The 22,169-nt window shown below is 65.3% G+C and carries 25 protein-coding genes; 16 read left to right on the top strand and 9 right to left on the bottom strand.

Annotated features, from left to right (window positions below; genetic code table 11):
- Window positions 1-130: 130 nt before the first annotated feature.
- From ACT4ML_RS12500 to ACT4ML_RS12475, 6 genes are all read left to right on the top strand, one after another.
- The gene (locus tag ACT4ML_RS12500) at window positions 131-601 is read left to right on the top strand and encodes an Lrp/AsnC family transcriptional regulator (protein ID WP_444721175.1); all 471 of its coding nucleotides are present in this window, start codon (window positions 131-133) and stop codon (window positions 599-601) included.
- A 111-nt stretch (window positions 602-712) separates the two neighbouring features.
- Entirely contained in the window at window positions 713-946 is a 234-nt protein-coding gene (locus ACT4ML_RS12495) for a HalOD1 output domain-containing protein (RefSeq protein WP_444721174.1), read from the top strand.
- A 116-nt stretch (window positions 947-1,062) separates the two neighbouring features.
- Window positions 1,063-2,616: a hypothetical protein gene (locus tag ACT4ML_RS12490; protein ID WP_444721173.1), complete on the top strand. Its 1,554-nt coding sequence runs from the start codon at window positions 1,063-1,065 to the stop codon at window positions 2,614-2,616.
- Between the two features lie 122 nt (window positions 2,617-2,738).
- Window positions 2,739-3,731 (top strand): 2-phospho-L-lactate transferase, encoded by a 993-nt coding sequence (gene cofD / locus ACT4ML_RS12485; protein ID WP_444721172.1) that lies wholly within the window; start codon window positions 2,739-2,741, stop codon window positions 3,729-3,731.
- A gap of 1 nt (window position 3,732) precedes the next feature.
- Window positions 3,733-4,494 (top strand): tRNA-dihydrouridine synthase, encoded by a 762-nt coding sequence (locus ACT4ML_RS12480; RefSeq protein ID WP_444721171.1) that lies wholly within the window; start codon window positions 3,733-3,735, stop codon window positions 4,492-4,494.
- A gap of 112 nt (window positions 4,495-4,606) precedes the next feature.
- Window positions 4,607-5,812 (top strand): endonuclease/exonuclease/phosphatase family protein, encoded by a 1,206-nt coding sequence (locus ACT4ML_RS12475; RefSeq protein WP_444721170.1) that lies wholly within the window; start codon window positions 4,607-4,609, stop codon window positions 5,810-5,812.
- 34 nt (window positions 5,813-5,846) lie between these two features.
- On the opposite strand, the gene ACT4ML_RS12470 is transcribed toward ACT4ML_RS12475, so the two are convergent.
- On the bottom strand, window positions 5,847-6,191 hold the full coding sequence (locus ACT4ML_RS12470) for a cupin domain-containing protein (protein ID WP_444721169.1): 345 nt from the start codon (window positions 6,189-6,191) through the stop codon (window positions 5,847-5,849).
- A gap of 137 nt (window positions 6,192-6,328) precedes the next feature.
- On the opposite strand from ACT4ML_RS12470, the gene ACT4ML_RS12465 reads away from it, so the two are divergent.
- The 3 genes from ACT4ML_RS12465 to ACT4ML_RS12455 all read left to right on the top strand — a co-directional run bounded on the left by ACT4ML_RS12465 (window position 6,329) and on the right by ACT4ML_RS12455 (window position 8,128).
- Window positions 6,329-7,180, top strand: coding sequence for a triphosphoribosyl-dephospho-CoA synthase (locus tag ACT4ML_RS12465; RefSeq protein WP_444721168.1), 852 nt, complete (start codon window positions 6,329-6,331; stop codon window positions 7,178-7,180).
- On the top strand, window positions 7,177-7,818 hold the full coding sequence (locus tag ACT4ML_RS12460) for a DUF447 domain-containing protein (RefSeq protein ID WP_444721167.1): 642 nt from the start codon (window positions 7,177-7,179) through the stop codon (window positions 7,816-7,818). The genes ACT4ML_RS12465 and ACT4ML_RS12460 overlap by 4 nt, the downstream gene beginning before the upstream one ends.
- A 118-nt stretch (window positions 7,819-7,936) precedes the next feature.
- Complete coding sequence (locus ACT4ML_RS12455; RefSeq protein ID WP_006432730.1) at window positions 7,937-8,128, top strand: 30S ribosomal protein S17e; 192 nt, start codon at window positions 7,937-7,939, stop codon at window positions 8,126-8,128.
- Window positions 8,129-8,336: 208 nt separating this feature from the next.
- On the opposite strand, the gene ACT4ML_RS12450 is transcribed toward ACT4ML_RS12455, so the two are convergent.
- On the bottom strand, window positions 8,337-8,594 hold the full coding sequence (locus ACT4ML_RS12450; RefSeq protein ID WP_444721166.1) for a hypothetical protein: 258 nt from the start codon (window positions 8,592-8,594) through the stop codon (window positions 8,337-8,339).
- Window positions 8,595-8,819: 225 nt separating this feature from the next.
- On the opposite strand from ACT4ML_RS12450, the gene asd reads away from it, so the two are divergent.
- The 3 genes from asd (at window position 8,820) to ACT4ML_RS12435 (ending at window position 11,063) form a co-directional block, all read left to right on the top strand.
- Window positions 8,820-9,854 carry an aspartate-semialdehyde dehydrogenase gene (asd, locus tag ACT4ML_RS12445; protein ID WP_444721165.1) on the top strand — a complete coding sequence of 345 codons (1,035 nt, stop codon included), beginning with the start codon at window positions 8,820-8,822 and terminating at the stop codon, window positions 9,852-9,854.
- Window positions 9,855-10,056: 202 nt separating this feature from the next.
- A complete protein-coding gene (locus ACT4ML_RS12440) occupies window positions 10,057-10,704 on the top strand; it encodes a helix-turn-helix domain-containing protein (RefSeq protein WP_444721164.1) in 648 nt (215 codons plus the stop codon).
- A 50-nt stretch (window positions 10,705-10,754) separates the two neighbouring features.
- A complete protein-coding gene (locus ACT4ML_RS12435; protein ID WP_444721163.1) occupies window positions 10,755-11,063 on the top strand; it encodes a HalOD1 output domain-containing protein in 309 nt (102 codons plus the stop codon).
- A 25-nt stretch (window positions 11,064-11,088) separates the two neighbouring features.
- On the opposite strand, the gene ACT4ML_RS12430 is transcribed toward ACT4ML_RS12435, so the two are convergent.
- Window positions 11,089-11,520 (bottom strand): universal stress protein, encoded by a 432-nt coding sequence (locus ACT4ML_RS12430; RefSeq protein ID WP_444721162.1) that lies wholly within the window; start codon window positions 11,518-11,520, stop codon window positions 11,089-11,091.
- Window positions 11,521-11,688: 168 nt separating this feature from the next.
- Entirely contained in the window at window positions 11,689-12,663 is a 975-nt protein-coding gene (locus ACT4ML_RS12425) for a D-2-hydroxyacid dehydrogenase (protein ID WP_444721161.1), read from the bottom strand.
- 205 nt (window positions 12,664-12,868) lie between these two features.
- Between ACT4ML_RS12425 and ACT4ML_RS12420 the strand changes: the two genes are divergently transcribed.
- Complete coding sequence (locus tag ACT4ML_RS12420) at window positions 12,869-14,260, top strand: NAD(P)/FAD-dependent oxidoreductase (RefSeq protein ID WP_444721160.1); 1,392 nt, start codon at window positions 12,869-12,871, stop codon at window positions 14,258-14,260.
- Between the two features lie 82 nt (window positions 14,261-14,342).
- The gene (locus tag ACT4ML_RS12415) at window positions 14,343-15,257 is read left to right on the top strand and encodes a cytochrome c oxidase subunit 3 (RefSeq protein WP_444721159.1); all 915 of its coding nucleotides are present in this window, start codon (window positions 14,343-14,345) and stop codon (window positions 15,255-15,257) included.
- 44 nt (window positions 15,258-15,301) lie between these two features.
- Here ACT4ML_RS12415 and ACT4ML_RS12410 read toward each other — a convergent pair whose 3' ends face one another.
- Window positions 15,302-15,493 (bottom strand): hypothetical protein, encoded by a 192-nt coding sequence (locus tag ACT4ML_RS12410; RefSeq protein ID WP_138245189.1) that lies wholly within the window; start codon window positions 15,491-15,493, stop codon window positions 15,302-15,304.
- 55 nt (window positions 15,494-15,548) lie between these two features.
- Window positions 15,549-15,944, bottom strand: coding sequence for a hypothetical protein (locus tag ACT4ML_RS12405; protein WP_444721158.1), 396 nt, complete (start codon window positions 15,942-15,944; stop codon window positions 15,549-15,551).
- 210 nt (window positions 15,945-16,154) lie between these two features.
- Between ACT4ML_RS12405 and ACT4ML_RS12400 the strand changes: the two genes are divergently transcribed.
- Complete coding sequence (locus ACT4ML_RS12400) at window positions 16,155-17,105, top strand: manganese catalase family protein (protein ID WP_138245191.1); 951 nt, start codon at window positions 16,155-16,157, stop codon at window positions 17,103-17,105.
- Window positions 17,106-17,183: 78 nt separating this feature from the next.
- Here the strand turns inward: ACT4ML_RS12400 and ACT4ML_RS12395 are convergent, their stop codons facing one another.
- Both ACT4ML_RS12395 and ACT4ML_RS12390 read right to left on the bottom strand, forming a co-directional pair.
- The gene (locus ACT4ML_RS12395; protein ID WP_444721157.1) at window positions 17,184-17,768 is read right to left on the bottom strand and encodes a hypothetical protein; all 585 of its coding nucleotides are present in this window, start codon (window positions 17,766-17,768) and stop codon (window positions 17,184-17,186) included.
- A complete protein-coding gene (locus ACT4ML_RS12390) occupies window positions 17,765-20,053 on the bottom strand; it encodes a DUF6789 family protein (RefSeq protein WP_444721156.1) in 2,289 nt (762 codons plus the stop codon). Before ACT4ML_RS12390 ends, ACT4ML_RS12395 begins: the two co-directional genes overlap by 4 nt.
- 218 nt (window positions 20,054-20,271) lie before the next feature.
- Between ACT4ML_RS12390 and coxB the strand changes: the two genes are divergently transcribed.
- Window positions 20,272-21,048 carry a cytochrome c oxidase subunit II gene (gene coxB, locus ACT4ML_RS12385; protein ID WP_138245194.1) on the top strand — a complete coding sequence of 259 codons (777 nt, stop codon included), beginning with the start codon at window positions 20,272-20,274 and terminating at the stop codon, window positions 21,046-21,048.
- A gap of 477 nt (window positions 21,049-21,525) precedes the next feature.
- Here coxB and ACT4ML_RS12380 read toward each other — a convergent pair whose 3' ends face one another.
- Window positions 21,526-21,939 carry a DUF7344 domain-containing protein gene (locus ACT4ML_RS12380; protein WP_444721155.1) on the bottom strand — a complete coding sequence of 138 codons (414 nt, stop codon included), beginning with the start codon at window positions 21,937-21,939 and terminating at the stop codon, window positions 21,526-21,528.
- Window positions 21,940-22,169: the final 230 nt, after the last annotated feature.

Genomic DNA, 22,169 nt, shown 5'->3' with positions numbered 1-22,169 from the left:
CGGGGAGTAAAACGGTTCTGAGACCGATCGGTGACGATCGTGCCGTCGGAACCGCGGCCGGAAACGGCGGCGTCGGTGGTCCAATGCAGTTTGGGAAAAGAACTATCGGCAGAACGTAAAGAGTCACGGCATGGAGAATTTGGACGCAACCGATCAGGAAATACTCTCTCTGTTACAGACGAACGTCTACGAGATCACGAACGAAGAGATCGGAGAGCGGGTCGGCGTCTCGTCGACGACGGTAAGCGACCGGATCTCCAAACTCGAGGAGCGCGGCGTTATCGAGAGCTACGAGACGGTCCTCGATTACGAGGCGGCGGGCATTCATCATCACTTCCTCCTCTTCTGTACGGTTCCGCTCGCAGATCGGGAACGGATGGCGGCCGAAACGCTGGAGAAACACGGCGTCATCACCGTTCGAGAGATTCTGGCCGGCAAGGAGAACCTCCACGTCGAAATCATCGGCGAGTCGACGACCGAAATCGCAGCGATCATCGAATCCCTCGAGCGGAGCGGCATCGAAGTGAATCGGTCCGAGGTGCTCAAACAGGAGTACAGCCGCCCGTTCAACGGGTTCGGACCGAAAAAGAGTGCGCCGTGAGCGACGCCTCGTCGAGTTACCCGTCGGGAAGCCGGAAAATAACTTTTTGACTTGCGTTGTGGAACCGTATTATTACCAGACTATTTGAGTATGAAGAAATATCGTATCGGTATGGAACGGCTGTCAAATTCACCCCCGAGTATGGCTGTCCTCCGGAAAGTCAGCGCGGAGAAAGGCGTCGACAGCACCGACCTCGCGCCGCTCTATGACTCGGTCGAGCCGGATGCACTTGACGCGCTCTTCGACCACGGGTTCGACGGCGAACTCTCGTTCAGTTACGAGGGGTTCCGCGTCACCGTCTCCGGACCCGACGACGTCGACGTGACGAGCGCGAAACGACGCTAGCGTCTCCGTTCCGACCCGAACTCCACCCCTCGCCCACTTCGGTTTCGATCGATCGCGACGGCGTTCTCGAGCGCGAGGGACGTGCTTTCAAGACAATCGCGCGCGCACTCGGAGGTATGCCAGAGGAGGAACTCGCCGCACGGGTCGCGGACGTGTTGACGGTCGACGCCGTCGACTTTCGCGAGCGGGCCGAGGCGGACGCCGAGGTCATCAAAGACGCCGTCGAGGAGGGTGTCTTCGACAACCCGCAGGCGATCGTCGGCCTCGAGTACGAGTTTTACGCGGTCAAGGCCGACGACTGCGCCCTGCGGCGGGTCCCGCGCCGACTGCTCGAGTTGATCGGGTTCGAGAAGGAACTCGGCCTGCACAACGCCGAGATGACGACCAGTCCTCAACCGCTGAACGCACCGGGGTTGGCCGCCCAGGAGTCGGAGGTCAAAGCGCGCCTGCAGACGGCGCTGGACGTGACCCAGTCGGAGCGAATGCGACTGGTCAGCGACGCGCTCTGGACGATTCCGCCGGAAGGCGAGGACGCGGAGACCTACCTCACCGACAGCGTCGAGCGGACGACGACGGACGCGGACGGCACCGAACGCGCGATCCGGGTCGCGACGAACATGAGCGACTCCGCCCGCTACCACGCGATGGCGAACACCGATCAGGCCGACTCCGCGGGGATGCGCATCGAGGCACCCCACGTCTCCGTCCAGACCGATACGGTCATGCCCGAAAGCCTGATCACGTCGATCCAGCCCCACTATCAGGTGGCCCACGCCCCCGACCTCCCCGACTACTTCAACTACGCGCTGCGGATCGCCGGCCCCCTCCTCGCGCTCGGCGTCAACTCCCCGTTCTTCCCCGCCGATCTCTACGACGACGACGCGACCGTCGAGGACGTCCTCCGGGATGGCTGGATGGAACACCGGATCAGCGTCTTCGAAACCGTGCTCAATGACCCGACCACGGGCGAAGGCAAGGTCCGCTTTCCGCACGACTTAGAGACCGTCGACGAGGCGATCGATCGAATCGCGGCGGACGACACCATCGTCCCGATGCCGGTCGACGGCGGCGAGCGCTTCGACGACCAGTTCCTCCACTTCAGCCGGAAACACGGCACCTACTGGCGGTGGGTCCGGCCGGTCTTCGGCGGCCCCACCCGTTCGGCCGCCAACGCCCGCATCGAGTTCCGCCCGATCCCCGCCCAGCCGACGGTCCGCGATTCGGTGTCCTTCCTTGCCGCCTTCGCCGGCCTGATGGAGAGTCTGACCCGTCTCGAGCACCCGGTCGTCGAACTCGACTGGCAGCGCGCCCGGGAGAACTTCTACGCCGCGATGGTCGACGGCCTCGCGGCCGACCTGACGTGGATCACCAACGACGGGAAGGAGACGACCGACAGCCTCGCGCTCTACGAGGACCTGCTGGCCCACGCCGAGGACGGACTGACCAATCGCGGGCTCAGCGAGGAAGACGCCGCGAAGTACCTCTACCCGCTCCGCCGGCGCGTCCGCCAGCGGGTGACGCCGGCCCGCTGGAAACGCGAACAGGTCGAGGCGGCACTCGAGGACGGTGCGACCCTTTCCGACGCGATCGAGGCGATGCAACAGCGGTACGTGGCTCGGCAGTCGGAGACGCTGCTCGAGGGGAGTTTCGCGGACTGGATCGGCGACTAGCGGGCGTCGCGATCGCGATCGCCGATCGAAACGCGGTCGAGACACCCGACCGTTCGCCGCGGGCTCCGAAACGCGCGAGGCGGCCGAAAGCGATTAAGTAGCCACGCTCGAGAGGTGTAGATATGGTTACCTTCCTCTCCGGGGGCACCGGAACACCGAAGCTGTTAGACGGTGCTGCCGCCGCGTTCTCGCCGGAGGAGACCACGGTCGTCGCCAACACGGGCGACGACATCGAGCTCGGCGGGCTCTTCGTCTCGCCGGACGTCGATACGCTGCTGTTTCAGGGCGGTGGGATCCTCGACCGCGAGACGTGGTGGGGCATCGACGGCGACACGCATCGAACCAACTCGGCGCTTTCGGACATCGCGTCGGCCGCGGGGCTCCCCGACGGCCCGCAGTATCTCCCCGAGGAGAAACAGACCGAGGGCCGCGACCTCGCGAACTGGCGGCGATTTTCGGGCGTCGCCGAGTTCATGACGATCGGCGACCGCGACCGGGCGGTCCACATCACGCGGACGAGCCTCCTCGACGAGGGCCACACGCTGAGCGAGGCGACTCAGCGGCTCGCGAGCGCCTTCGGACTCACCATCGACCTCCTCCCGATGAGCGACGACCCCGTCGCGAGTCTGGTCCACACCGACGAGGGACTCATACACTTTCAAGAGTACTGGGTCGCCCACCGCGGCGAGCCGGCCGTCGACACCGTCGAGTTCCGCGGCTCCTCGAAGGCCGAGCCCGCGCCGGGCGTCCTCGAGGCGCTCGAGGACGACGTTATCATCGGCCCCTCGAACCCGGTCACCAGCATCGGCCCGATGCTCGCGCTGCCGGGCGTAGCGGACGCGCTCGCTCAGACGACGGTCGTCGCCGTCTCGCCGTTCCTCGGCGACGATGCGTTCTCCGGGCCGGCCGGCGATCTGATGGCGGCCGTCAACGCGGAGCCGAGCACGGCGGGGCTGGCGGCCGCCTACCCGTTCGCGGACGCGTTCGTGATCGACGAGAACGACGACACCGAGTTCGACCGCCCGACCGTCAAGACGGACATCGCGATCGACTCCAGAGAGGACGCCAAGCGGATGATTCGCGCGATCGACCACGCGATCGAGAACCTGCCCTGAGATGGACTCGACCGTGTCGTTCGCGCCGCCGCTCGCCCTCGCGAGCTTGAGCGGTGAGGCCGACGCCGACTGGGCGCGAGCCGGCGCGGAGTACGCCGGTGCCGCGTTCCTCGGCGGTATCGCACTCGATCCGGAGTCGAGAGCGGCCGCGCGCGAACTCGTCGAACGGGAGCGGACCGAGTTCCTCCCCGAAGAGCCCCTCGCCTTCATCGACCGCGAACTCGAGGCGCTCGCGGAGACGCCGATCCAGCCGGCGTTCAACGTTCGGAGCGCGACCGCCGACCCGGTCGTCGAGGCCGCCCGCGTCTGCCGGGACCGGGACGCCTACCTCGAGATCAACGCCCACTGCCGGCAGGACGAACTCTGTGCCGTCGGCTGCGGCGAGACGCTCCTGCGCGACGGCGAGCGCCTCGCCGGCTACGTCGACCGCGCGGCCGAGACCGGCGCGACCGTCGGCGTGAAAGTTCGCGCGGAGGTTCCCGGAGTCGAGCTCCCGGAACTGGCTCGCAGGCTCGAGGCTGCGGGCGCGGACTTCGTCCACGTCGACGCGATGGACACCGAGTCGGTGATCGCCGACGTGGTCGACGCAACCGATCTGTTCGTCATCGCCAACAACGGCGTCCGCGACGACGAGACCGTCCACGAGTACGTCGAGTACGGTGCCGACGCCGTCAGCGTCGGCCGGCCGAGCGATAATCCGGTCGTCCTCGAGCGAGTTACTGACGCGGTCGACCGATATCTGGGAGCGGCGGCGAGCCAGTAACGCGTGGGCCTCGCTTCCGACAGCCGCGCCGGTCACCGGTTCAGACAGCCGAGTAACCGATCGACGTTCGATTCGACGACAGTTTTTTAGTCTTATATATTGGCCGTAATGTATGGTCCGCGAGACCACCAGACGGCGGTTCCTCACGGCGACAGGGGCGACAGTTGCGACGACCGGTATCATCGGGACGGCCAGCGGGGCCGGTCGCGGAACGTCCGCGGGGAAACCGAACAGCACGCGGTACGCGGCGTTCAACGTCATCGAACTCGAGACCGAGCAGGTCCAAGAGCCGGGCGACGAGCAGGCGGAGGCCGCAGCGCGGATCGTACAGGAGGTTCGCCCGGATGTCCTCGTCATCAACGAACTCACCAACAACGTACAGGAGGAGAAGCGAACGGATCGGCGGAACATCGATGCGTTCGTCGAGAACTATCTCTCCGTCCCCCAGCGCGATGATCTCGAGGGCATCGATTACCCGCACACCGTACAGCCCGAGAGCAATACTGGCGTTCTTCCCGACCGGGAGTATGACTTCAACAAGGACGGCGAAGCGGGCCAACGACCGGGAGACGCGTTCGGATTCGGGGAGTATCCGGGCCACTACGCGTTCGCGATCGCCAGTCGGCACCCGATCGAGGAAGACCGGATTCGCTCGTTCCAGGAGTTCCGCTGGGACGACATGCCGAACAACCTGATCGTCACCGAGGAGGAGGCCGACGACGACGCCGAGCTCTACCTCACCCCCGAGGAACGGGAGGTGTATCGCCTCTCCTCGAAGACCCACATCGACGTCCCGATCGACGTCGGTGACGATGTCGTCCACGGCCTGTTCGCCCATCCGACGCCCCCGGGCTTCGACGGTCCCGAGAACTTCAACGGGAGATGGAACCACGACGAGGTCCGGTTCTTCGCCGATTACGTCGCCGGTGAAGAATACATCTACGACGACAGCGGAGAACGCGGCGGCCTCGCTGACGACGCGTCTTACGTCCTGATGGGCGATATGAACGCAGGACCCCGAACCGACCGTCCGCTCGACCCTGCGAGGAAGTACTTCTTCGAAAACGACGATTTCGACACTCACCGGCTGCCGACGAGCCCCGGCGGCGCCCAGCGCGGTAACCCTTACGCGACCCGCTTCGGCGGGGACTTCGAGGGGGTCGTCGAACAGATCGATTACGTGCTTCCGTCACCGGACCTGTCGCTCCGGCGTTCGTCAGTCGTCTGGCCGAGCGAAAACGCAACCAAACGCGGACTCGGAGACGACGTCTCGAGGGCCTCCGACCACCGGCTCGTCTGGGCAGACATCGACGCCTAGTCCCCATCCATAGCCCGCTACCCCGCGGTCCGCGTTACAGGGGGGCACCGACCAGCACGAGTTTCGCCCGTTCGTCGCCGCGGTTGTGAATTTGACGCGTTTCGTCGGGGTCCAGCCGTATCACTTCGTCCGTCTCGAGTGCGACCGTCTCGTCGGCGTCCGTGAGGTCGACCTCGACCGCTCCCTCGACGACGTAGTAGACCTCCTCCTGCCCGGAGTCGGACTCGTCGTGTTCCATGCCCTTGCCGCCGGCCTCGAGTTCGAGGACCGAGATGCCGAGTTCCGTAGTGTCGAGTTCCTCTTTGAGGAACCACATTCCGCCCCACTCCTCGTCGATGACTGACTCCGGATCGGTCTTCGCGGCCGTATCGTGACCCATAGGCGAACAGTCGGCGGTTCGACACTTAAACGGACGGGACGGCGACCGCGCTTGCCGCTTGCCGTTCGCTGCTCGTCGCCCGCCCGTTTCCGATCGTCAATCCCTACCCCTAAGCCCTCCCGGAAGCAATTGAGCGTATGCGATCACCGGCAGGGAACGCGGAACTGGCGCTGCTGCTCGAGGTCGCGAGTACCCCCAAACCGGGGAACGTCGACCGCCACCGCGACCTCGCGGACCTGCGGTTCGAGCACTTCCTCGCCGGCGCGGTGGGTGCCCGCGACGGACTCGAGTTGGCGGCCGACGGCGCGGCGGTCGGGCCGGCCTTCGAGCGGGCCGTCGAGGGGATGGCGACACAGGAGGGTGGAAACACGCAGTTCGGGTCGCTCCTGTTGCTCGTCCCGCTCGTCCGCGCCGCCCGCGAGGAGCTCTCACAGCCCGTCGCCGAGGCCGTCGTCCGGGAGACGACCGTCGGCGATGCGGCGTCGTTCTACCGCGCGTTCGACCACGTCGACGTGGGGGTCGACGAGCCGCCCGAGGACATGGCGGCCCTCGACGTTCGCCGCGGCGCGGACGCGATCCCGGCACTCGAGGAGCGCGGGCTGACGCTGTTCGATATCATGGACCGAAGCGTTCCCGGCGACGATGTCGCGCGCGAGTGGGTCCGCGGCTTCGACCGCTCGTTCGCGGCCGCCGAAGAACTCGCCGAGGCCGACGGGCCGATCTCGGCTCGAACCGCAGCGGTCTTTCTGTCCTTGCTCGCCGAGCGACCGGACACGCTCGTCGCGACGCGCCACGACGAGGCCACCGCTCGCGAGGTGACCGATCGGGCCGCGGACCTCGTCGCGGACGACGCCCTCGAGACGGACCGCGAGGCCGTCGACGCCTTCGCCGCGGACCTCGTCGACCGCGGCGTCAATCCCGGCACGACGGCGGACATCACCGCGGCCGGGTTATTCATCGCGCTCGAGCACGGGGCGATCGAGCCATGAGCGAGGATCGGGACGCAGGAGGGAAAGACGCAGGGCCGGTCGAAGCGACGACCGGTGGCGAGAACGGGGCGGACACAGCGGAGTGGCCGGTCGAACTGTCCGGCGTCACCGAGTCGGTCGTGACGACGCTGGGGCCGAACGGGCTGTGGAACGCCGCCGCGCTCGGTCTCCGCGCCGGCGACCCCGTCACCGCGCGGACGTGGGGGAACACCCGGACCCGTCGGAATTTCCACCGGCAGGGCGAGGGGTACGTCCAGTTCGTCGACGATCCGGTCGCCTTCGCCGACGCCGCCCTCTCGATCGTCGAGCGAGCGGAGCCGGTCCTCGAGTCCTCGTGCGCGTGGACGCGCGTCGCGGTCGAGCGAGTCGACACCGGGACCAGCGGAGAAACGGACTGGGAGGCGTGGACGCTCCGGCCCCTCGAATCGGCCGTCGAGCGCGAGACCGTCCCGACGATCGACCGCGGATTTGGGGCCGTCGTCGAAGCGACCGTCGCCGCGTCGCGACTCGGCGTCGCCGAGTACGACGAGGGCGAACTTCGGGATCGACTCGCGTACTGCGCCTCCGTCGTCGAACGCGCCGGCGGGCCCCGCGAGCGCGAGGCCCTCGAGCGCGTTCGCGAGCACTCTTCGTGGTGAGTCGGAGTCCCCGGTCGTTCGACCGGCGGAGCGTTCGGGAGCGCGGAAACTCGTCGGTGAATCGATGTCCGGCAGCGAAGAGAAAGGGATTAAGAGCCTCTGGACGGAACCGTTCCATATGGCAATCAAACCGGCCTACGTCAAGAAGACCGGGACCCTCCTCCTGGAGCGGTATCCGGAGGCGTTCACGACCGATTTCGAGCAGAACAAAGAGAGCGTCACAAAGCTCACCAACGTCGAGTCCAAGGGCGTCCGCAACCGCATCGCGGGCTACGTGACTCGAAAGAAGGGCGCCGAAGTTCCCGCGTAAGTCGGTCTTCTCACCTCGAGTACTCGCCTCGACCGCGCTCGAGCGACTGCGCTGGGTTCAGATTCGGCTCCAGTTCACGGTCAGTTCCAATTTCGGCTCCGGTATCGAGTTCGCGTCTCCGAGCCACGTCGGCCAGCGTCGGCACTGAGCGGCGTCGCGTGTCTCGTCACGAACGATCGATCGCGCGGAGAACGGTCGTCTGAGTACGTTACTCGTCGAGTCCGGGCCGCATGTAGAGCGCGGCGACGAACGCGACGACGGCGATTCCGACACCGAACAGGAGGCCGATCATACCCGTCAGGATGTTCAGGTCCGTTCCGAGGACCGGGAGCATGCCGTCGTTGTAGCCCGTCCACCCGAAGAAGAGACCGGCCAGCGCCGCGATCGCTGCGAGGGCCGTCGCGCCCATACTAAATCGCGTGTCGAGCAGTCCCCGATCACTGGTACTCGTGGTCGAACTCGTCATCGGGACCACCTCCGGCCGGCGGCCTCGAGTCGATCCTGTCGGTAATGCATCGGTCGATAGCTGGCACTCCCGTTTCTTAATAGCTTCTATCCGCGCATACCCCGTCGCTGCGGGCGACCAGTCGGCTCGACCGCGCGGAGCCGACGGGTGCCGGCAACTCCGACGATTGACACTCGCTACCGTAAACCCAAACGGTTTTGCGGACACGACTCGGAGTGGCGGAAAATGGCAGTACGAGTAGGCGTACTCGGTGCGACCGGCGCAGTCGGACAGCGACTGATTCAGCTCCTCGAGCCCCACCCGGAGTTCGAAATCGCAGCACTGACCGCCAGCGACTCCAGTGCCGGCAAGACGTATCGACAGGCCGCGAAGTGGCGCGTCGACAGCCCCATCCCGCAGGAGATCGCCGAGATGACCGTCACGGCGACCGATCCCGACGAAGTCCCCAACGACGTCGATCTGATCTTCTCGTCGCTCCCCTCGAGCGTCGGTGCGGCGGTCGAACCCGGCTTCTGTGAAGCGGGCTACGTCGTCTCGTCGAACTCCTCGAACGGCCGCATGGACGACGACATCCCCCTCGTGATTCCCGAGGTCAACGCCGAACACCTCGACCTGCTCGAGGTCCAGCGCGACGAGCGCGGCTGGGACGGCGCGATGGTCAAGAACCCCAACTGCTCGACGATCACCTTCGTCCCGACGCTCGCGGCCCTGACCGATTTCGGCCTCGAGAAGGTCCACGTCTCGACCCTGCAGGCCGTCTCCGGCGCGGGCTACGACGGCGTCAGCTCGATGGAGATCATCGACAACGCCATCCCCTACATCGGCAGCGAGGAGGACAAACTCGAGACCGAGTCCCGCAAACTGCTTGGCGAGTTCGACGGTGCCGAGCTATCGCACAACAGCATGAACGTCGCGGCCTCCTGTAACCGCATCCCGACGATCGACGGCCACCTCGAGAACGTCTGGGTCGAGACCGAGGAGGAACTCACCGCCGACGCGGCCGCCGAGGCCATGCGGGAGTACCCGTCGCTCGATCTGCGCTCCTCGCCCGACCCGCTCATTCACGTCTTCGAGGAACCCGACCGACCGCAGCCCCGGATGGACCGCACGCTCGGTGGCGGCATGGCCGTCGCCGCGGGCGGCCTGCAGGAATCGCCCTTCGGCCTGCAGTACAACTGTCTGGCCCACAACACGATCCGCGGTGCCGCCGGCGCGAGCGTGCTCAACGGCGAACTGCTGCTCGAGAACGGCTACATCTAGCGGAGAGACGGCGGACTCGACAGTCTGTGCGTTCAGTAGGAAACGGCCCTCGTTTTCGTTTGCAAGGGATAGCTAACCACCGCCACCGGCCCTAGCAGCCCCAATCTCCGGATCAGAATACGCCACTCCGAGGGTCCGTCGATCATATCTCTTGCCACAGTATAACACTGCCTCGGGTCGTAGCACGAGAAAGTGAGAGCTCATGGCCCTTATCGTCGAATTCGAAATCGCGACACCGATCCTCCGACGGACCGTCGAGGCCGTCTCTCGGATCGAGGTCGAAGAGATCTATCAGTCCGAGACGGGGGCGACGAAGCTCATATCGTGGGTCTACGGCGATGACCTCGCCAGTGTCCCGGCGGCACTGGCCGCCGACGACACCGTCGACGAGTTCACCCTCCTCGAGGAACCGGGCGATCGTCGCCTCTACAGCGTCACGCTGTCGGCGCGCGGAGAGGACCACCTGACCTATCCGACGGCGGCGAAGTACGATATCGGCTACCTCGAGATTACCGTCACGTCGGAGACGAAGATTCGCGCTCGCGTCCCGACGCGGGAGGCGCTGTTCGCGTATCGCGACACCTGTCGCGAGAAGGGGATCTCGTTTCGGATCCAGCAGATCTTCCACGAATCGGCTCCCGCGGGCGATCGATACGGGCTCACCGAGCGCCAGCGGGAAGCGCTCCTGATCGCACTCGAGGAGGGTTACTTCGACGTGCCGCGGGAGACGACGCTCTCGGCGGTCGCCGCGAAACTCGACATTTCCGATCAGGCGCTGTCCGCTCGCCTCCGACGAGGACAGGCCAATCTGCTCCGGAGCACGGTCGGCGAACGCGCCCCCTCTTCATAGGTTGGCCATCCAATCGTGGTCGCTTCCCGCGTCGGACTGATACGTGTAGTATGGAAACTGAGCCTTCACCCGGCGAGTCGCGACTGCAGGACGGAGCCAACGCGTATCAGGCCGATCCGGACGAACCCCTCAGCGAAGCGGTCATCACCGCGATCGCCGATTCAGAGGCGATCGACAGCCTCGAACTCGCGGACGAGTTCGGCCCGCTGTACGACTCGATCGACCCCACTGCGCTGGACTCGCTGTTTCACGCGACCGGGGACACCGGCCGCTCCGTCGGCTCCGTTACGTTCGAGTACGCCCGGTATCAGGTCACAGTCGACCAGACGGGCTGTGTCGCGCTCGTCGATCTGCGATAGGCCGCGTTCCGTCTCGCGACCCGTCTCAAGTACCGTTTCGCGGCAGCGCGACCACCGGAACCGCAGCATCCTTCACCAGCCGCCGGGCCACGTCGCCGGTAAGTAGCTCCACGAACCGGTTCCCCTCGCGGGGCTCGAAAACCACGGCCTCGACGTCGCGTTCCGTCGCCGCGTCGAAGATCGTCTCGACGACGTCAGTCCCGAAAAGGATCGCCGTCTCGACCGTTCCCGCCTCCCCCTTGAGGGGGCCGCGAGCGCGCTCGAAGATCTCTTTGGCGTACTCCTCGCGCTGTTCGACCGAGGCCTTGTCGGGTGCCCCGCCCGCCTTTTCGATCACGTTGACGACGAGCACCGTACTCGAGGGGGAGAGATACGGGGCGAGCGCCGCCGCGGTCCGCTCGCCGTCGTCCGGGTCGGCCACGGGCACGAGAACCGTCCCGTCGAAGGTTAGCGGCATCGCACCCCTCCCGTACTCGTCTCCGCGCGTCCGACCCGTCCCGCTCGAGCGACCCCGTCGGCTGCATATCGGTCCATACTCGTAATTCGTCGCAGGGGGTGAAAAAAGTGAGTCGGACGACTCGGGCGGTGCTCGGGCAAGCCAGCGCGGGCCAGCCCGCCGCGTCGATCAGGGTAGCACCTGATTCTCGAGGTCGGCGTCCGCATCCGACTCGTCGAACCGGCGGCGGTTTTCGGCGACGATGTCGGCCAGCCGGTCGTAGTACCGCGGCGTGTGACCCGCGTTGTGGGGCGTGATCTGGACGTTCTCGAAGGTCCACAGCGGGTGGTCCTCGGGCAACGGCTCGGGGTCGGTCACGTCGAGGGACGCCCCGCGGATCCAACTCGAGCGCAGCGCCTCGACCAGCGCGTCGGTGTCGACGACCGGGCCGCGGGCGATGTTGACCAGCACTGACTCGGGGTCCATCGTGACGAAGGCCTCACTGTCGATCAGTCCGCGCGTCGTCTCAGTGAGCGGACACGCGAGCACGAGGTAGTCCGTCCGCGCGAGCGCGTCGTCGAACCCGTCGCCCTCGAAGCCGACGACCTCGTCCGTCGGCCCGCCCTTCTCCGGGGAGTACCGCACGCCGATCGTGTCGACGCCAAAGGGCTCGAGCCGGTCGCAGACGGACTGGCCGATCGCGCCGAGTCCGACGACGGTGACCGTCGATCCCTGTAACTCGTGGGCTTGGTAATGTCGCCACTCGCGGCGGCGCTGGCGGCGCGCGCCGACGTGGAACCGACGGGTGAAACTGAGGATCGCACCCAGTACGTGCTCGCCGATGTTCGGTCCGTGGACGCCCGAGGCGTTCGTCACTGCGACGCCTCGTTCCTCGAGTTCCTCGAGGGGCAGGTGGCCGGTCCCCGCGTAGGCACACGCGAAGACCTCGAGGTTCTCGGCGGCCGCGAGGAGGTCGTCCTCGAGGGTCATCCCCGTGACGAAGCGGGCGTCCCGAATCGCCTCGCGCTCTTCGGCCGGGGTTCGCGCGAGTTCGACGGTGCGGTCCGGCAGTCGGTCGCGGATCGCGTCGGCGTACTGTTCGATCGGCGTGCCGTGCGTTCCCTTCCGGAGGACGAGTACGTCCGGTGTATCGGCGTCGCTCATGTCCGTGGAGTCGTCCAGTGCGATGAAAAACGTTCGTCTCGCGGCATCCCGATCGCTCGCCTGGCTGTGAGCCGCGACTCACCGTTGGGCTTCCGTATCACGGGGTGCCATCACACGGTCGTCAGCCGATCACGAGGACGAATGAACGGTATGCTGAAAGTCCACCTCGCAGATTTTATAACGACACACTGAGTCCAAACGGCGTATGGAACGCGTAGACGTCGCGATCGTCGGCGGGGGTCCCGCTGGTGCATCCGCGGCCGAACGGGCCGCCGCCCACGGCGCAGAGACGGTCCTCTTCGAGCAGGGGGTGCCTCGCGAGGACCGCGAGGGGCCGGGGCCGGACTCGACCGACGCCGCCGGGATGCTGGACTACTGGATCGACATCATGGGCTTCGATTACCGGGAGATCCCCGACGAAGTCATCCACCGCGAACTCGAGGCGACCGAGTTCGTCGGCCCGAACAGTCGCGTCGAGTTGCGGTCGACCGGAATGGAGGCCAGCTATCCGAAGTTCGGCTACACCTTCCACCGCACGCGAATGGACGACTGGCTCCACGAGCGCGCCACCGACGCGGGCGCTGATCTGCGCGTCGGCGTCGGGGTCAAAGACCTCGAGACCGATCTGCGAGCCACGAGTTCGAAGGGACCGACCCACACGCTGACGCTCTCGAACGGCGAGGACCTCGAGGCCCAATACGTCGTCCTCGCGGACGGCCCCCAGCGCCGGATCACCCTCGACGCGCTCGACCAGTTCACGGCACCCGGCCGGAGCGTCTCCGATCACCTCTCGCCGCCGGAGGCCAACCACATCGCCTACCAGGAGTACCGGGAGTTCCCCGAGGAACTGTTCGCGGAGTTCGAGGACACCCTCAAGTTCTGGTGGGGGTACATGCCCGGCGAGACCGCCTATCCGTGGGTCTTCCCGAACGACGGCACGGTCGCCCGCGTCGGGCTGACGATGCCGATCGGAATGACCCTCGAGGACGTCGACGACCCGAGTTCGTACAAGCTCCTGCGGCCCGACGACGACCGGATCCCCTCGGGCGCGGAGTACATCAGCCGGCTCTTAGAGCAGGAGTACGGCGACGAGTACGACATCGAGGAAGACATCCCGCGCGTCGAGGACCGCGGGAAGTCGAAGGGCACCGAAACCTACCCGATCTCCTCGACCCGGCCGATCGAGTCCCCCGTCGGCGCGAACATCGCCGTCGCCGGCGGCGCGATGGGCACCACCTCTGCCTTCCACGAGGGCGGCTACCACGTCGCCGTCCGCACCGGCAAGATCGCCGGCCGGCTCGCCGCGACCGACTCGCTCGAGAACTACAACGAAATCTGGAAGGACGCGATCGGCGACGAGATCCTGCGGAACGTCGCGTTCGGCGACATCGTCGCCGACTACGGGCCCGACGACTGGGACTGGGCGTTCGACACCATCAACGACATGCAGGGCAACGGAGCCGACGACGCCCTCGTCAGCAAGAAGTACACCGCCGGCATCGACGCCGCGAAGATCCTCGCGACGTACAAGCGAAAGAAGTTCGCGTACCGCGACGGCCGCTACGTCCACCTCTCCGAGGACGACTACTTCTACTGAGCCGGCCGCGCGTGGGATGTAACGGCGGCCTAACTGCCTGTACGCGGTGATCCTTTTTCGGGGTCGACGTGGAAGCGGCGGTATGGGCTCCGGTCGACGCACCGATCCGCCCGACGAGAGCGCCCCTCGAGCCGACGGCTCGGGCCACGGCGTTCCCGAGGGACAGGCACCCGAGGAGTACGGCGACCACCGCGGCCGCGGCGACCACGACGATCACGGACACGACCACCGGAGTCGCTGGCCGCTCGTCGCCGCCGCCGGGGCGGCCGGGCTCTACGGCGGGGTTGCGATCACCATCTTCGGGACCGAAACCGGCCTCGCTCCGCCGCTGCTCGGCGTCGCACTCGCCGTCGTCGGGACGGTCGTCCTGCTGGCCGGCGTCGCGGGCTGGGTCGAGCAGGCGTTTCTGGCACCGGCGCGCGACGCGCAGGGGAACCCGAGTTCCCGCGCGTCGTACGTCTCGACGACGCTGCTCTTTCTCGGCACCGACGTCTCGACGTTCGGCGCGCTGTTCGTCTACTACTTCTTCGTCCGCATCGGGACGTGGCCGCCCGCGGAACTCCCGCCGCTGCTGGGGTCGCTCGTGGTCGTCAACACCGCGATCCTGATCGCCAGCAGCATCACCTTCCACTACGCCCACGAGGCGCTCGAGGACGGTAATCGAGGTCGGTTTCTCGGACTCCTCGGGACGACGCTCGCGCTCGGACTCGTCTTCCTCGCCGGACAGGTCTACGAATATTACGAGTTCGTCGCCGCGGAGGGATTCACCCTCTCGAGCGGCGTCTTCGGGAGCGCCTTCTTCGGGCTGACCGGCCTCCACGGGCTCCACGTCGCGCTTGGCGTCGGCGGGATCGCGGTGCTCTGCTGGCGAGCGGTTCGGGGTCACTACGGCCCGGAGCGCGACACGTCGGTCGCGACCGTCTCGCTGTACTGGCACTTCGTCGACGTCGTCTGGCTCTTCCTCGTGGTCGTCCTCTACGTCGGCGCGTCGATGTGATCGAAGGGGTCACGCGGTCACTCGCGAGCACCGCCCGCACGGGTTCACGGGATCTCGTCGTGATCGAGATCGGTCGCGAGGACCTGTAGCTCGGGCGACTCGCAGTCGCAGAAATTCGACTGGCCGAGCGGCTGGAGACTGCCGTCCGGCCAGACCTGTACGATACCGAACTCCCCGCAGTGCTCACACGTCGCCGCCGCTCGTTGTTTGTCGTCGTTGTTGCCCACCAGGGTCACCTCGGGGATGGGTTCGTACCACAGCCAGCGGGGAAAAACCCCGGTGGCCGAGCCGTCACTCGAGGCCGACGGTAACGAACTGTCGGTCGGCGGTCCCGGGCGATCCCTGTACGCCCCCGAACTCGAACGACTGATCCGCCTCGAGCGTCGCATCGGGATCGGTAAAGAGGAACGCACGATACGACGGCGCGTGGTCGTAGGCGACCACGTTGGTCTGATAGGCATCGTCGAACCGGGCCGGTTGCCAGTCGAGGTCCGATTCGACGACCGTCGCTCGGCTGCCCGGGGTGAACTGATAGGGACGCATCACGCCCTGTTCGACCGGCTCGCTGTCGGTCGGTTCCGATCCCGCGGCGGCCGTCGCCCCGGTGGCACCGAACAGCGTTCCGGTCGATAGCGCACCGTACGTGACGAACGCGCGCCGCGACGTCGTCCATGTATCCTCACTCATGCGCTGGTCCCCGACTACCGGAGCCGTTATAATCGTTTGCCATGATGACACAATGACTGATTAGGTATCTTCCGAATGTCGATCTCGGATGTATCAGCGCGTCTTCCGCCATCTCTGACTGATTTATATCGAACTATTACCAGTCGATGGAATGTTCTCTACCGTCCGCAACAGTGGTTTATCCTACTGGATGTCGGCAGGGACAAGTGGATGTTCTTCCAAGAACCGGAGCTGCAGTACGAGGTTACCGTCGAGGAACCGGACCCCCACTTCGCGAAACTCCTCCAGCAAGCCATCGGCGGCCAGGAAGGCGAAATGCGCGTCGCCATGCAGTATATGTTCCAAGCGTGGGCCCTGCCCGAGGAGTACGAGGAGTATCGAAACCTGCTGATGGAGACCGCGGCCGAGGAACTCGGTCACATCGAGATGCTCGCGTCGGCCGTCACGAAGAATCTCAGGGGATCGCCCAAACAGATGAGCGAGGACGCCCAAGAGACGGCGGCCGCCGCGGCGTCGATGACGGGCCAGAATCCGCGGCAGTTCCTCTCTGCCGGCCAGTCGGCGATGCCGGTCGACAGTAACGGCGCGCCGTTTACTGGCAACTACATCGTCGCATCGGGGAACCTCGCCGGCGACCTCTACGCGAACGTGATGGCGGAGTCGACCGGTCGCACTCTCGCGACGCGGCTCTGGGAGTATACCGACGATCCCGGCATGAAGGACATGCTCTCGTACCTGATCGCTCGAGACACCATGCACCAGAACCAGTGGCTCGAGGCCCTCGAGACGCTCGACGATCCGGTGCCGGTCCCCGCGAGCTTCCCGCAGGAACAGGAGAATCAGGACTTCAACTACACGTTCATGTCGACCCGACGCGAGCAACAGCCGGATCCCGGTTACCCGTGGACGGAGGGCGAAGCGCCGGACGGCAAGGGCCAGTTCTCCTACGCCGCCGAACAGCCGGGTGACGGCGAAGTGATCGCGCCCGAACCGGACCCGATGACGAACAACGTGCCGAACCGGACCGCCCAGTCGGGCGAGACCAGCGAGTCGGCGGATGCCGCGGAGACGGATACCGAGACCGACTCGAATACCACGGCCGACTCAAACACCACGGCCGACTCGGACGCCGCGAACGAGTCGACGAGTACGGACGAATAGAACGACTGAGATCGCCGCGTCTCGACGCCATCACCGCCGCATTCTGCCGTTTTCCGTAGCCCGTGCGTACAGAAGGGGTCAGTCCGTCCGATCGCGTCGCATCCGCTCCTCGAACCCCGCCATCTTCCGGTAGATCGGCGGCGTCAGAACGCCGGCGATGCCAACGAGGATCGCGATCGCCCCGATCGGGAACAGTAGCGGCTCGACGTCGAGACAGGAGTTTTGAGACGTGATCTGGACGTAGTAACGGTCGCCTTCGTACTCGACGATTGCACCCTCGAGCAGCGCCGCCCGGTTCGCGAGGTCGCCGTCGACCGTCCCCTCCCGGAGCGGGCTGTCGATCGCCTCCTCGAGGGCCCGTCGCTCGGCCGCCGAGAGCTCCGAAGCGGGTAACTCCTCGACGGTCTCCGGGACGCCGTCGTACTCGTCGACCGGCGTCGCCGTGATGCTGGGGTCGCCACAGAGGCCGACACCGTCCTGAACCACGACGTAGCCGCCGACGATCGCGAGCGGGAGGCCGGCGGCGATCAGGAGGACGCCCAGAAACGGTGCGGCGTACGTCAACAGCAGCGACTCCGATCCCGTGGTCGGTTCGACCGGCCCCGTCTCGTCGGTGGCGGGCGGCTGGGTCGCGTCGGGAGACGGGTCATCACCGGCGCTCATTCGTTTCCGCCCTCCCCCGTAGACGGACGCCGCTGGCGGCCGCCGAGAGACGCGATCGTCCCGGCGAGTCCCAGTCCGTATATCCAGTGTGCGAGCACGACGAAGAGGAGATATGTCACCAGTTCGAGCCCGGTCTGGCCGGTGTAGAACCCGATCGCGAATCCGGAGGCGATGACCGTCGCGTACCACAGCCCGGTGACGAGGGTGAGTTCGCCCGGCAGGTACTCGCCCAACGAGAGGAACAACAGGGGCCAGACCGCCGTCCCGGCGATCAGGAACAGGCCGTAGCCGAGCGCCAGGTTCGACGGCAACCCGACGAGCGTCGCGAGGGTCGCGATGGACTCGAGCTCGAACACGCCCAGTACCACTGCCGCGAGGAGCGCGCCCGACATGAGCAGCGTGCCGATGAAGCCGCCGGTCGCGCCCACACCGGCGTCGCTCGCGACGGTCCGTGCGACCGGCTTGATCCGACCGTAGATCGACAGCGGGCGCTCGTCCTGTGCGGGCACGTACGATGGGCGTACCGAATCGGGTTCGCTCGGCGGCACGCCACGCTTTCGCTCGAGGCGGTCCTCGAACCACTGCCACTCGGGCGTGAACTGTTCGGTCGCCTTCAGCTCCCACGGATCGGCGGTCTCGATCGGTGTCCCCTGAAAGTACGACCAGATCATGTTGTACAACCACATGAGGACGCTGATCCCGATGATGAACGCGCCGACGGTCGCGACGATCTGCAGCCCCGAGAAACCGGCGGGGTACGTAGCGTACCGCCGGGGCAGCTCGAGGAAACCGAGCGCCATCAGCGTCATGAACGTGAGCGCGGAGCCGACGACCAGCAGGACCGACTGGAAGATCGCGAGCCGACGGTCGTACATCCGGCCGGTGAGCAGCGGATACCAGTAGTAGCTGGCGGCGAACATCATCAGGGGAATGATCCCCATCAGAATGAGGTGGAAGTGGCCGACGACGTAGTAGGTCCCGTGGTAGATGACGTCGACCGGAATGACCGCGAGGAAGATACCGGTGACGCCGCCGACGATGAAGAGGCCGATCGAACCGACACAGAGGATCGTCGGCGCGGCCAGCCGAACGTCACCGTTCCACATGGTCGTGATCCAGTTGAATACCTTGATCGCGCTTGGGACGGCGATGGCGATCGAGGTGGCCATGAAACTCGCCCGGACGCGGGGATCGACACCGGTGACGAACATGTGATGCGCCCAGACGCCGAAGGAGAGGACGCCGATGGCGATCGTCGAGTAGACGATGAACTTGAACCCGAACAGTTTGCGGCCGACGAACTTCGGCAAAATGAGACTCATCAGTCCGGTCGCCGGCAGGAAGATGATATACACCTCCGGGTGGCCCCAGAACCACAGCAGGTGCTGCCAGAGGATGGGACCACCGCCCTCGACCGCGAAGAAAGTCGTCCCGAAGTTCCGGTCGAACAGCAACATGAGCAGGGCCGTGCCGAGCAGGGGGAACGCGAAGATCACGATCGCGCTCGTGATGAGCATGTTCCACGAGAAGATGTCGAGGTTCGCCCAGCCGATCGACTCGTCGCGCTCGTAGATGATCGTCGTGATGAAGTTGATCGCGCCGATCGTGGTAGCGATGCCACTCAAGTGGAGCCCCAGTAAGAGGAAATTCGTCTGCGGATTCGGTGCGAGCGATAAGGGTGGATACATCGTCCACCCGATCGCCGGCTCCTGAAACGCCAGCAGAACCGAGATCCAGTCGTTCGGAACGATGACCGCGAGCACCGCTCCCGTCACTTCGGCGACGATCCCCAACCGAGCGAGCAAGAGCGAGGGCGGCAACAGCCAGAACCCGATCGCGTTGAGCCGCGGAAACGCCATGTCGTCGGCCCCGATCAGCAACGGCAGGAAGTAGTTCCCGATCCCGAAGAACACCGGCGTGACGAAGAAGATCAGCATCGTCAGGCCGTGCATCGTGAACAGTTCGTTGTACGTCTGCTCGGTCCAGAGGTTCGCCTCGGGAGTCAGCAGGTGCGTTCGAATCATCATCGCGTCGATCCCACCCCAGATCGCCGCGACGGTACCAAAGGCGATGTAGAGCAAACCGATCTCGCGGTGGTTCGTCGTCGTCGTCCAGCGGACAGCAGCCGCCTTCGCATCACCGAGCCCCAGCCGTCGCTCGCGATCCGTCGCGTAGCCGCCGTCCGGTGACGGCTCGGCTCGCAATCGCTGTGCGAAGCGGACGACCAGCAAACAGCCGACGATGACGGCCCCGAACAGCGAGACCTCGACGAGCGCACGGTTCATCGTCGCCCGTCACCGCCGGTGATCCGACCACACCGCTCGTCGCCGTGCATAGCGATGGACTCACCACCGACCCCAATAAATATGGACCGACAATTCCGTGAGTGTTCCCGCCTATGATACGTCTGCGCACCCTATCCGACTCCTAAACCAGTACGACATCGTGACAGTTCAACGATCCGTGCAGGCCGTATATCACGCCGGTCGTGAAACTCCCGCCAATGGGTAGCCGCCGACGCACAACCGTCGCACTCGCCCTCGCAGCGCTCTCGGGTCTCCTCACACTGACCGGGACGGCCGTCGCACAGTCTGAAAACCGCGACCTCATCGACGGCCTCGAGTACCAACTGCTCTACGTCGCTCTCCCGTTGACGTTGTTCGTCCTCATGATCCTGGTCTACGCTGCCGTCAAGTTTCACGACAACGACGATCCCCAGCCGACCACCGAAGACCCCGCCCTCGAGATCACGTGGACCGCCGCGACGGCGATCATCCTGCTTTTCGTGGGGCTGTCCGGCTACAGCGTCCTCGTCAATCCGTACGTCTCACCGTCGCAGGCGAACGACGTCGATACTAACGGGAGCCAAGAAGGTATCGAATCGTTCGACGACCTTCCCGAAACCGACGACGAGGTCGTCCACGTTCGCGGCTACCAGTGGGAGTGGCAGGCGACCTATCCCGGGGCGAACGTGACGACCGAAAACGAGATCGTGATACCCGCCGACGAAGATGTGACGTTCTGGCTCACCGCCGACGACGTGATCCACTCGCTGTTCGTGCCCGACTTGGGCGTCAAACAGGACGCGTTCCCCGGCGATTACACCCGCGCTCGAACCATCGTCTCCGAACCCGGCCGCTACAACGCCGTCTGCGCCGAGTTCTGCGGTGCCGGCCACTCACGGATGGACGCCGAGGTCGTCGTCGTCGACCGCGACACCTACGACCAGTGGCTCGCGGAGAACAACGGAACCGTCACCGACACGCCGGACCCCAACTGAACGGCGATCGTTTCGGACGTACCCACCCGCGACGGACCGAGCATGGAAGAGTTAAACGGGCCCAGTACCTAGACCAAGTGCGTGCCTTTAGTCCCCGTCCGAGCAGACCCATCCGGGTGCGATGACAGCACGGCGAACCCGGGCACGCGACAGTCGTACTTCGGGAACTCCCACGAGTTCTCCGCCCGGCACGAGGGTTAGCCAGCCGACGCGGCACGCCGCCACGGGATGAGGCTGGACGTTAGTGTTCCGGGTGACATTTTCACTCCTCCGCAGTGGCGACTACCGACCGCCTCGAGTCTGATATCAGCAGTAGCGTCATACCCACAGCCGACACGGGACAGGAATCTGGTAGTACTCTGTCACGGATCGTCGAATGTTACGGGATCGGTGTCTGTACTCGTTCCAAATCCGACGACGCACCGTCATTCTCGCCAACTTCAAAACGAAAGTCGGCAGCTCGGAGTGTAGTGAAACTCACTCGGTATCCGTCGGGTCCGCCAACGGATCACTATAGAGAAACGTTTCGGTCGGATTACTGACCACCGGATCAATCGATTCGGTATCTCTCGCGCGTATTACAGTCGACCGAACCGAATCGAAGTCGTTTCCAATAACGATGTCACCGCTTCGTTGATCATACGTAATGAGGTCGTGATCGGCGAGCCGCGGCAGATGCTTGTGTATCAGCGATAGCGTAACTGCCTCCTTTTCGTCTTCTGTGACGGATTCGATCGATATGTCCTGCTCCCATGCCGAAATTTGGAGAGCCAATCCCTCGATGTTCGCGTGTTGGCTTTCCAGAAAGTAGTACAGGACGTACCGACGACGGGATTCGGAGAGGAGTTCGTAAATAGTGTCGAGATCGGGATTTGCTACCCCTATGTCCATAGTTTTCTATCCAAGATGCTACTGGTTAAGCCTCGCTCCAAAAATATTTGGTGGCTCGATGGGGAACGGAAGCGGTTCATGAAACAGTACTGTTCTAAATTCAATCCAGAGTCACCACTGTCGGTAGAAACGCAGAAAACCCCCACAGAACGACTGCCAAAGCAGTCGCTCTGTGAGGGTGAAAGTATGAGTATGAGTGGTGGCGGCGAAACGGGGTTCCCAGAGGGTCG

This window comes from Natrinema sp. LN54, from assembly GCF_052439245.1.
Taxonomy (GTDB): domain Archaea; phylum Halobacteriota; class Halobacteria; order Halobacteriales; family Natrialbaceae; genus Natrinema; species Natrinema versiforme_A.
This window is presented reverse-complemented; position numbering and strand designations above follow the sequence as displayed.

What these genes read in the sequence shown, in the direction of transcription:
- coxB (WP_138245194.1), top strand. Translation starts at nt 20,272, where the DNA reads ATGGGTAGCCGCCGACGCACAACCGTCGCACTCGCCCTCGCAGCGCTC.
- ACT4ML_RS12455 (WP_006432730.1), top strand. Translation starts at nt 7,937, where the DNA reads ATGGCAATCAAACCGGCCTACGTCAAGAAGACCGGGACCCTCCTCCTG.
- ACT4ML_RS12465 (WP_444721168.1), top strand. Translation starts at nt 6,329, where the DNA reads ATGCGATCACCGGCAGGGAACGCGGAACTGGCGCTGCTGCTCGAGGTC.
- ACT4ML_RS12490 (WP_444721173.1), top strand. Translation starts at nt 1,063, where the DNA reads ATGCCAGAGGAGGAACTCGCCGCACGGGTCGCGGACGTGTTGACGGTC.
- ACT4ML_RS12405 (WP_444721158.1), bottom strand. Translation starts at nt 15,944, where the DNA reads ATGAGTGAGGATACATGGACGACGTCGCGGCGCGCGTTCGTCACGTAC.
- ACT4ML_RS12425 (WP_444721161.1), bottom strand. Translation starts at nt 12,663, where the DNA reads ATGAGCGACGCCGATACACCGGACGTACTCGTCCTCCGGAAGGGAACG.
- ACT4ML_RS12395 (WP_444721157.1), bottom strand. Translation starts at nt 17,768, where the DNA reads ATGAGCGCCGGTGATGACCCGTCTCCCGACGCGACCCAGCCGCCCGCC.
- ACT4ML_RS12450 (WP_444721166.1), bottom strand. Translation starts at nt 8,594, where the DNA reads ATGACGAGTTCGACCACGAGTACCAGTGATCGGGGACTGCTCGACACG.
- asd (WP_444721165.1), top strand. Translation starts at nt 8,820, where the DNA reads ATGGCAGTACGAGTAGGCGTACTCGGTGCGACCGGCGCAGTCGGACAG.
- ACT4ML_RS12460 (WP_444721167.1), top strand. Translation starts at nt 7,177, where the DNA reads ATGAGCGAGGATCGGGACGCAGGAGGGAAAGACGCAGGGCCGGTCGAA.
- ACT4ML_RS12415 (WP_444721159.1), top strand. Translation starts at nt 14,343, where the DNA reads ATGGGCTCCGGTCGACGCACCGATCCGCCCGACGAGAGCGCCCCTCGA.
- ACT4ML_RS12475 (WP_444721170.1), top strand. Translation starts at nt 4,607, where the DNA reads ATGGTCCGCGAGACCACCAGACGGCGGTTCCTCACGGCGACAGGGGCG.
- ACT4ML_RS12390 (WP_444721156.1), bottom strand. Translation starts at nt 20,053, where the DNA reads ATGAACCGTGCGCTCGTCGAGGTCTCGCTGTTCGGGGCCGTCATCGTC.
- ACT4ML_RS12380 (WP_444721155.1), bottom strand. Translation starts at nt 21,939, where the DNA reads ATGGACATAGGGGTAGCAAATCCCGATCTCGACACTATTTACGAACTC.
- ACT4ML_RS12500 (WP_444721175.1), top strand. Translation starts at nt 131, where the DNA reads ATGGAGAATTTGGACGCAACCGATCAGGAAATACTCTCTCTGTTACAG.
- ACT4ML_RS12430 (WP_444721162.1), bottom strand. Translation starts at nt 11,520, where the DNA reads ATGCCGCTAACCTTCGACGGGACGGTTCTCGTGCCCGTGGCCGACCCG.
- ACT4ML_RS12440 (WP_444721164.1), top strand. Translation starts at nt 10,057, where the DNA reads ATGGCCCTTATCGTCGAATTCGAAATCGCGACACCGATCCTCCGACGG.
- cofD (WP_444721172.1), top strand. Translation starts at nt 2,739, where the DNA reads ATGGTTACCTTCCTCTCCGGGGGCACCGGAACACCGAAGCTGTTAGAC.
- ACT4ML_RS12480 (WP_444721171.1), top strand. Translation starts at nt 3,733, where the DNA reads ATGGACTCGACCGTGTCGTTCGCGCCGCCGCTCGCCCTCGCGAGCTTG.
- ACT4ML_RS12400 (WP_138245191.1), top strand. Translation starts at nt 16,155, where the DNA reads ATGTTCTTCCAAGAACCGGAGCTGCAGTACGAGGTTACCGTCGAGGAA.
- ACT4ML_RS12435 (WP_444721163.1), top strand. Translation starts at nt 10,755, where the DNA reads ATGGAAACTGAGCCTTCACCCGGCGAGTCGCGACTGCAGGACGGAGCC.
- ACT4ML_RS12470 (WP_444721169.1), bottom strand. Translation starts at nt 6,191, where the DNA reads ATGGGTCACGATACGGCCGCGAAGACCGATCCGGAGTCAGTCATCGAC.
- ACT4ML_RS12495 (WP_444721174.1), top strand. Translation starts at nt 713, where the DNA reads ATGGAACGGCTGTCAAATTCACCCCCGAGTATGGCTGTCCTCCGGAAA.
- ACT4ML_RS12420 (WP_444721160.1), top strand. Translation starts at nt 12,869, where the DNA reads ATGGAACGCGTAGACGTCGCGATCGTCGGCGGGGGTCCCGCTGGTGCA.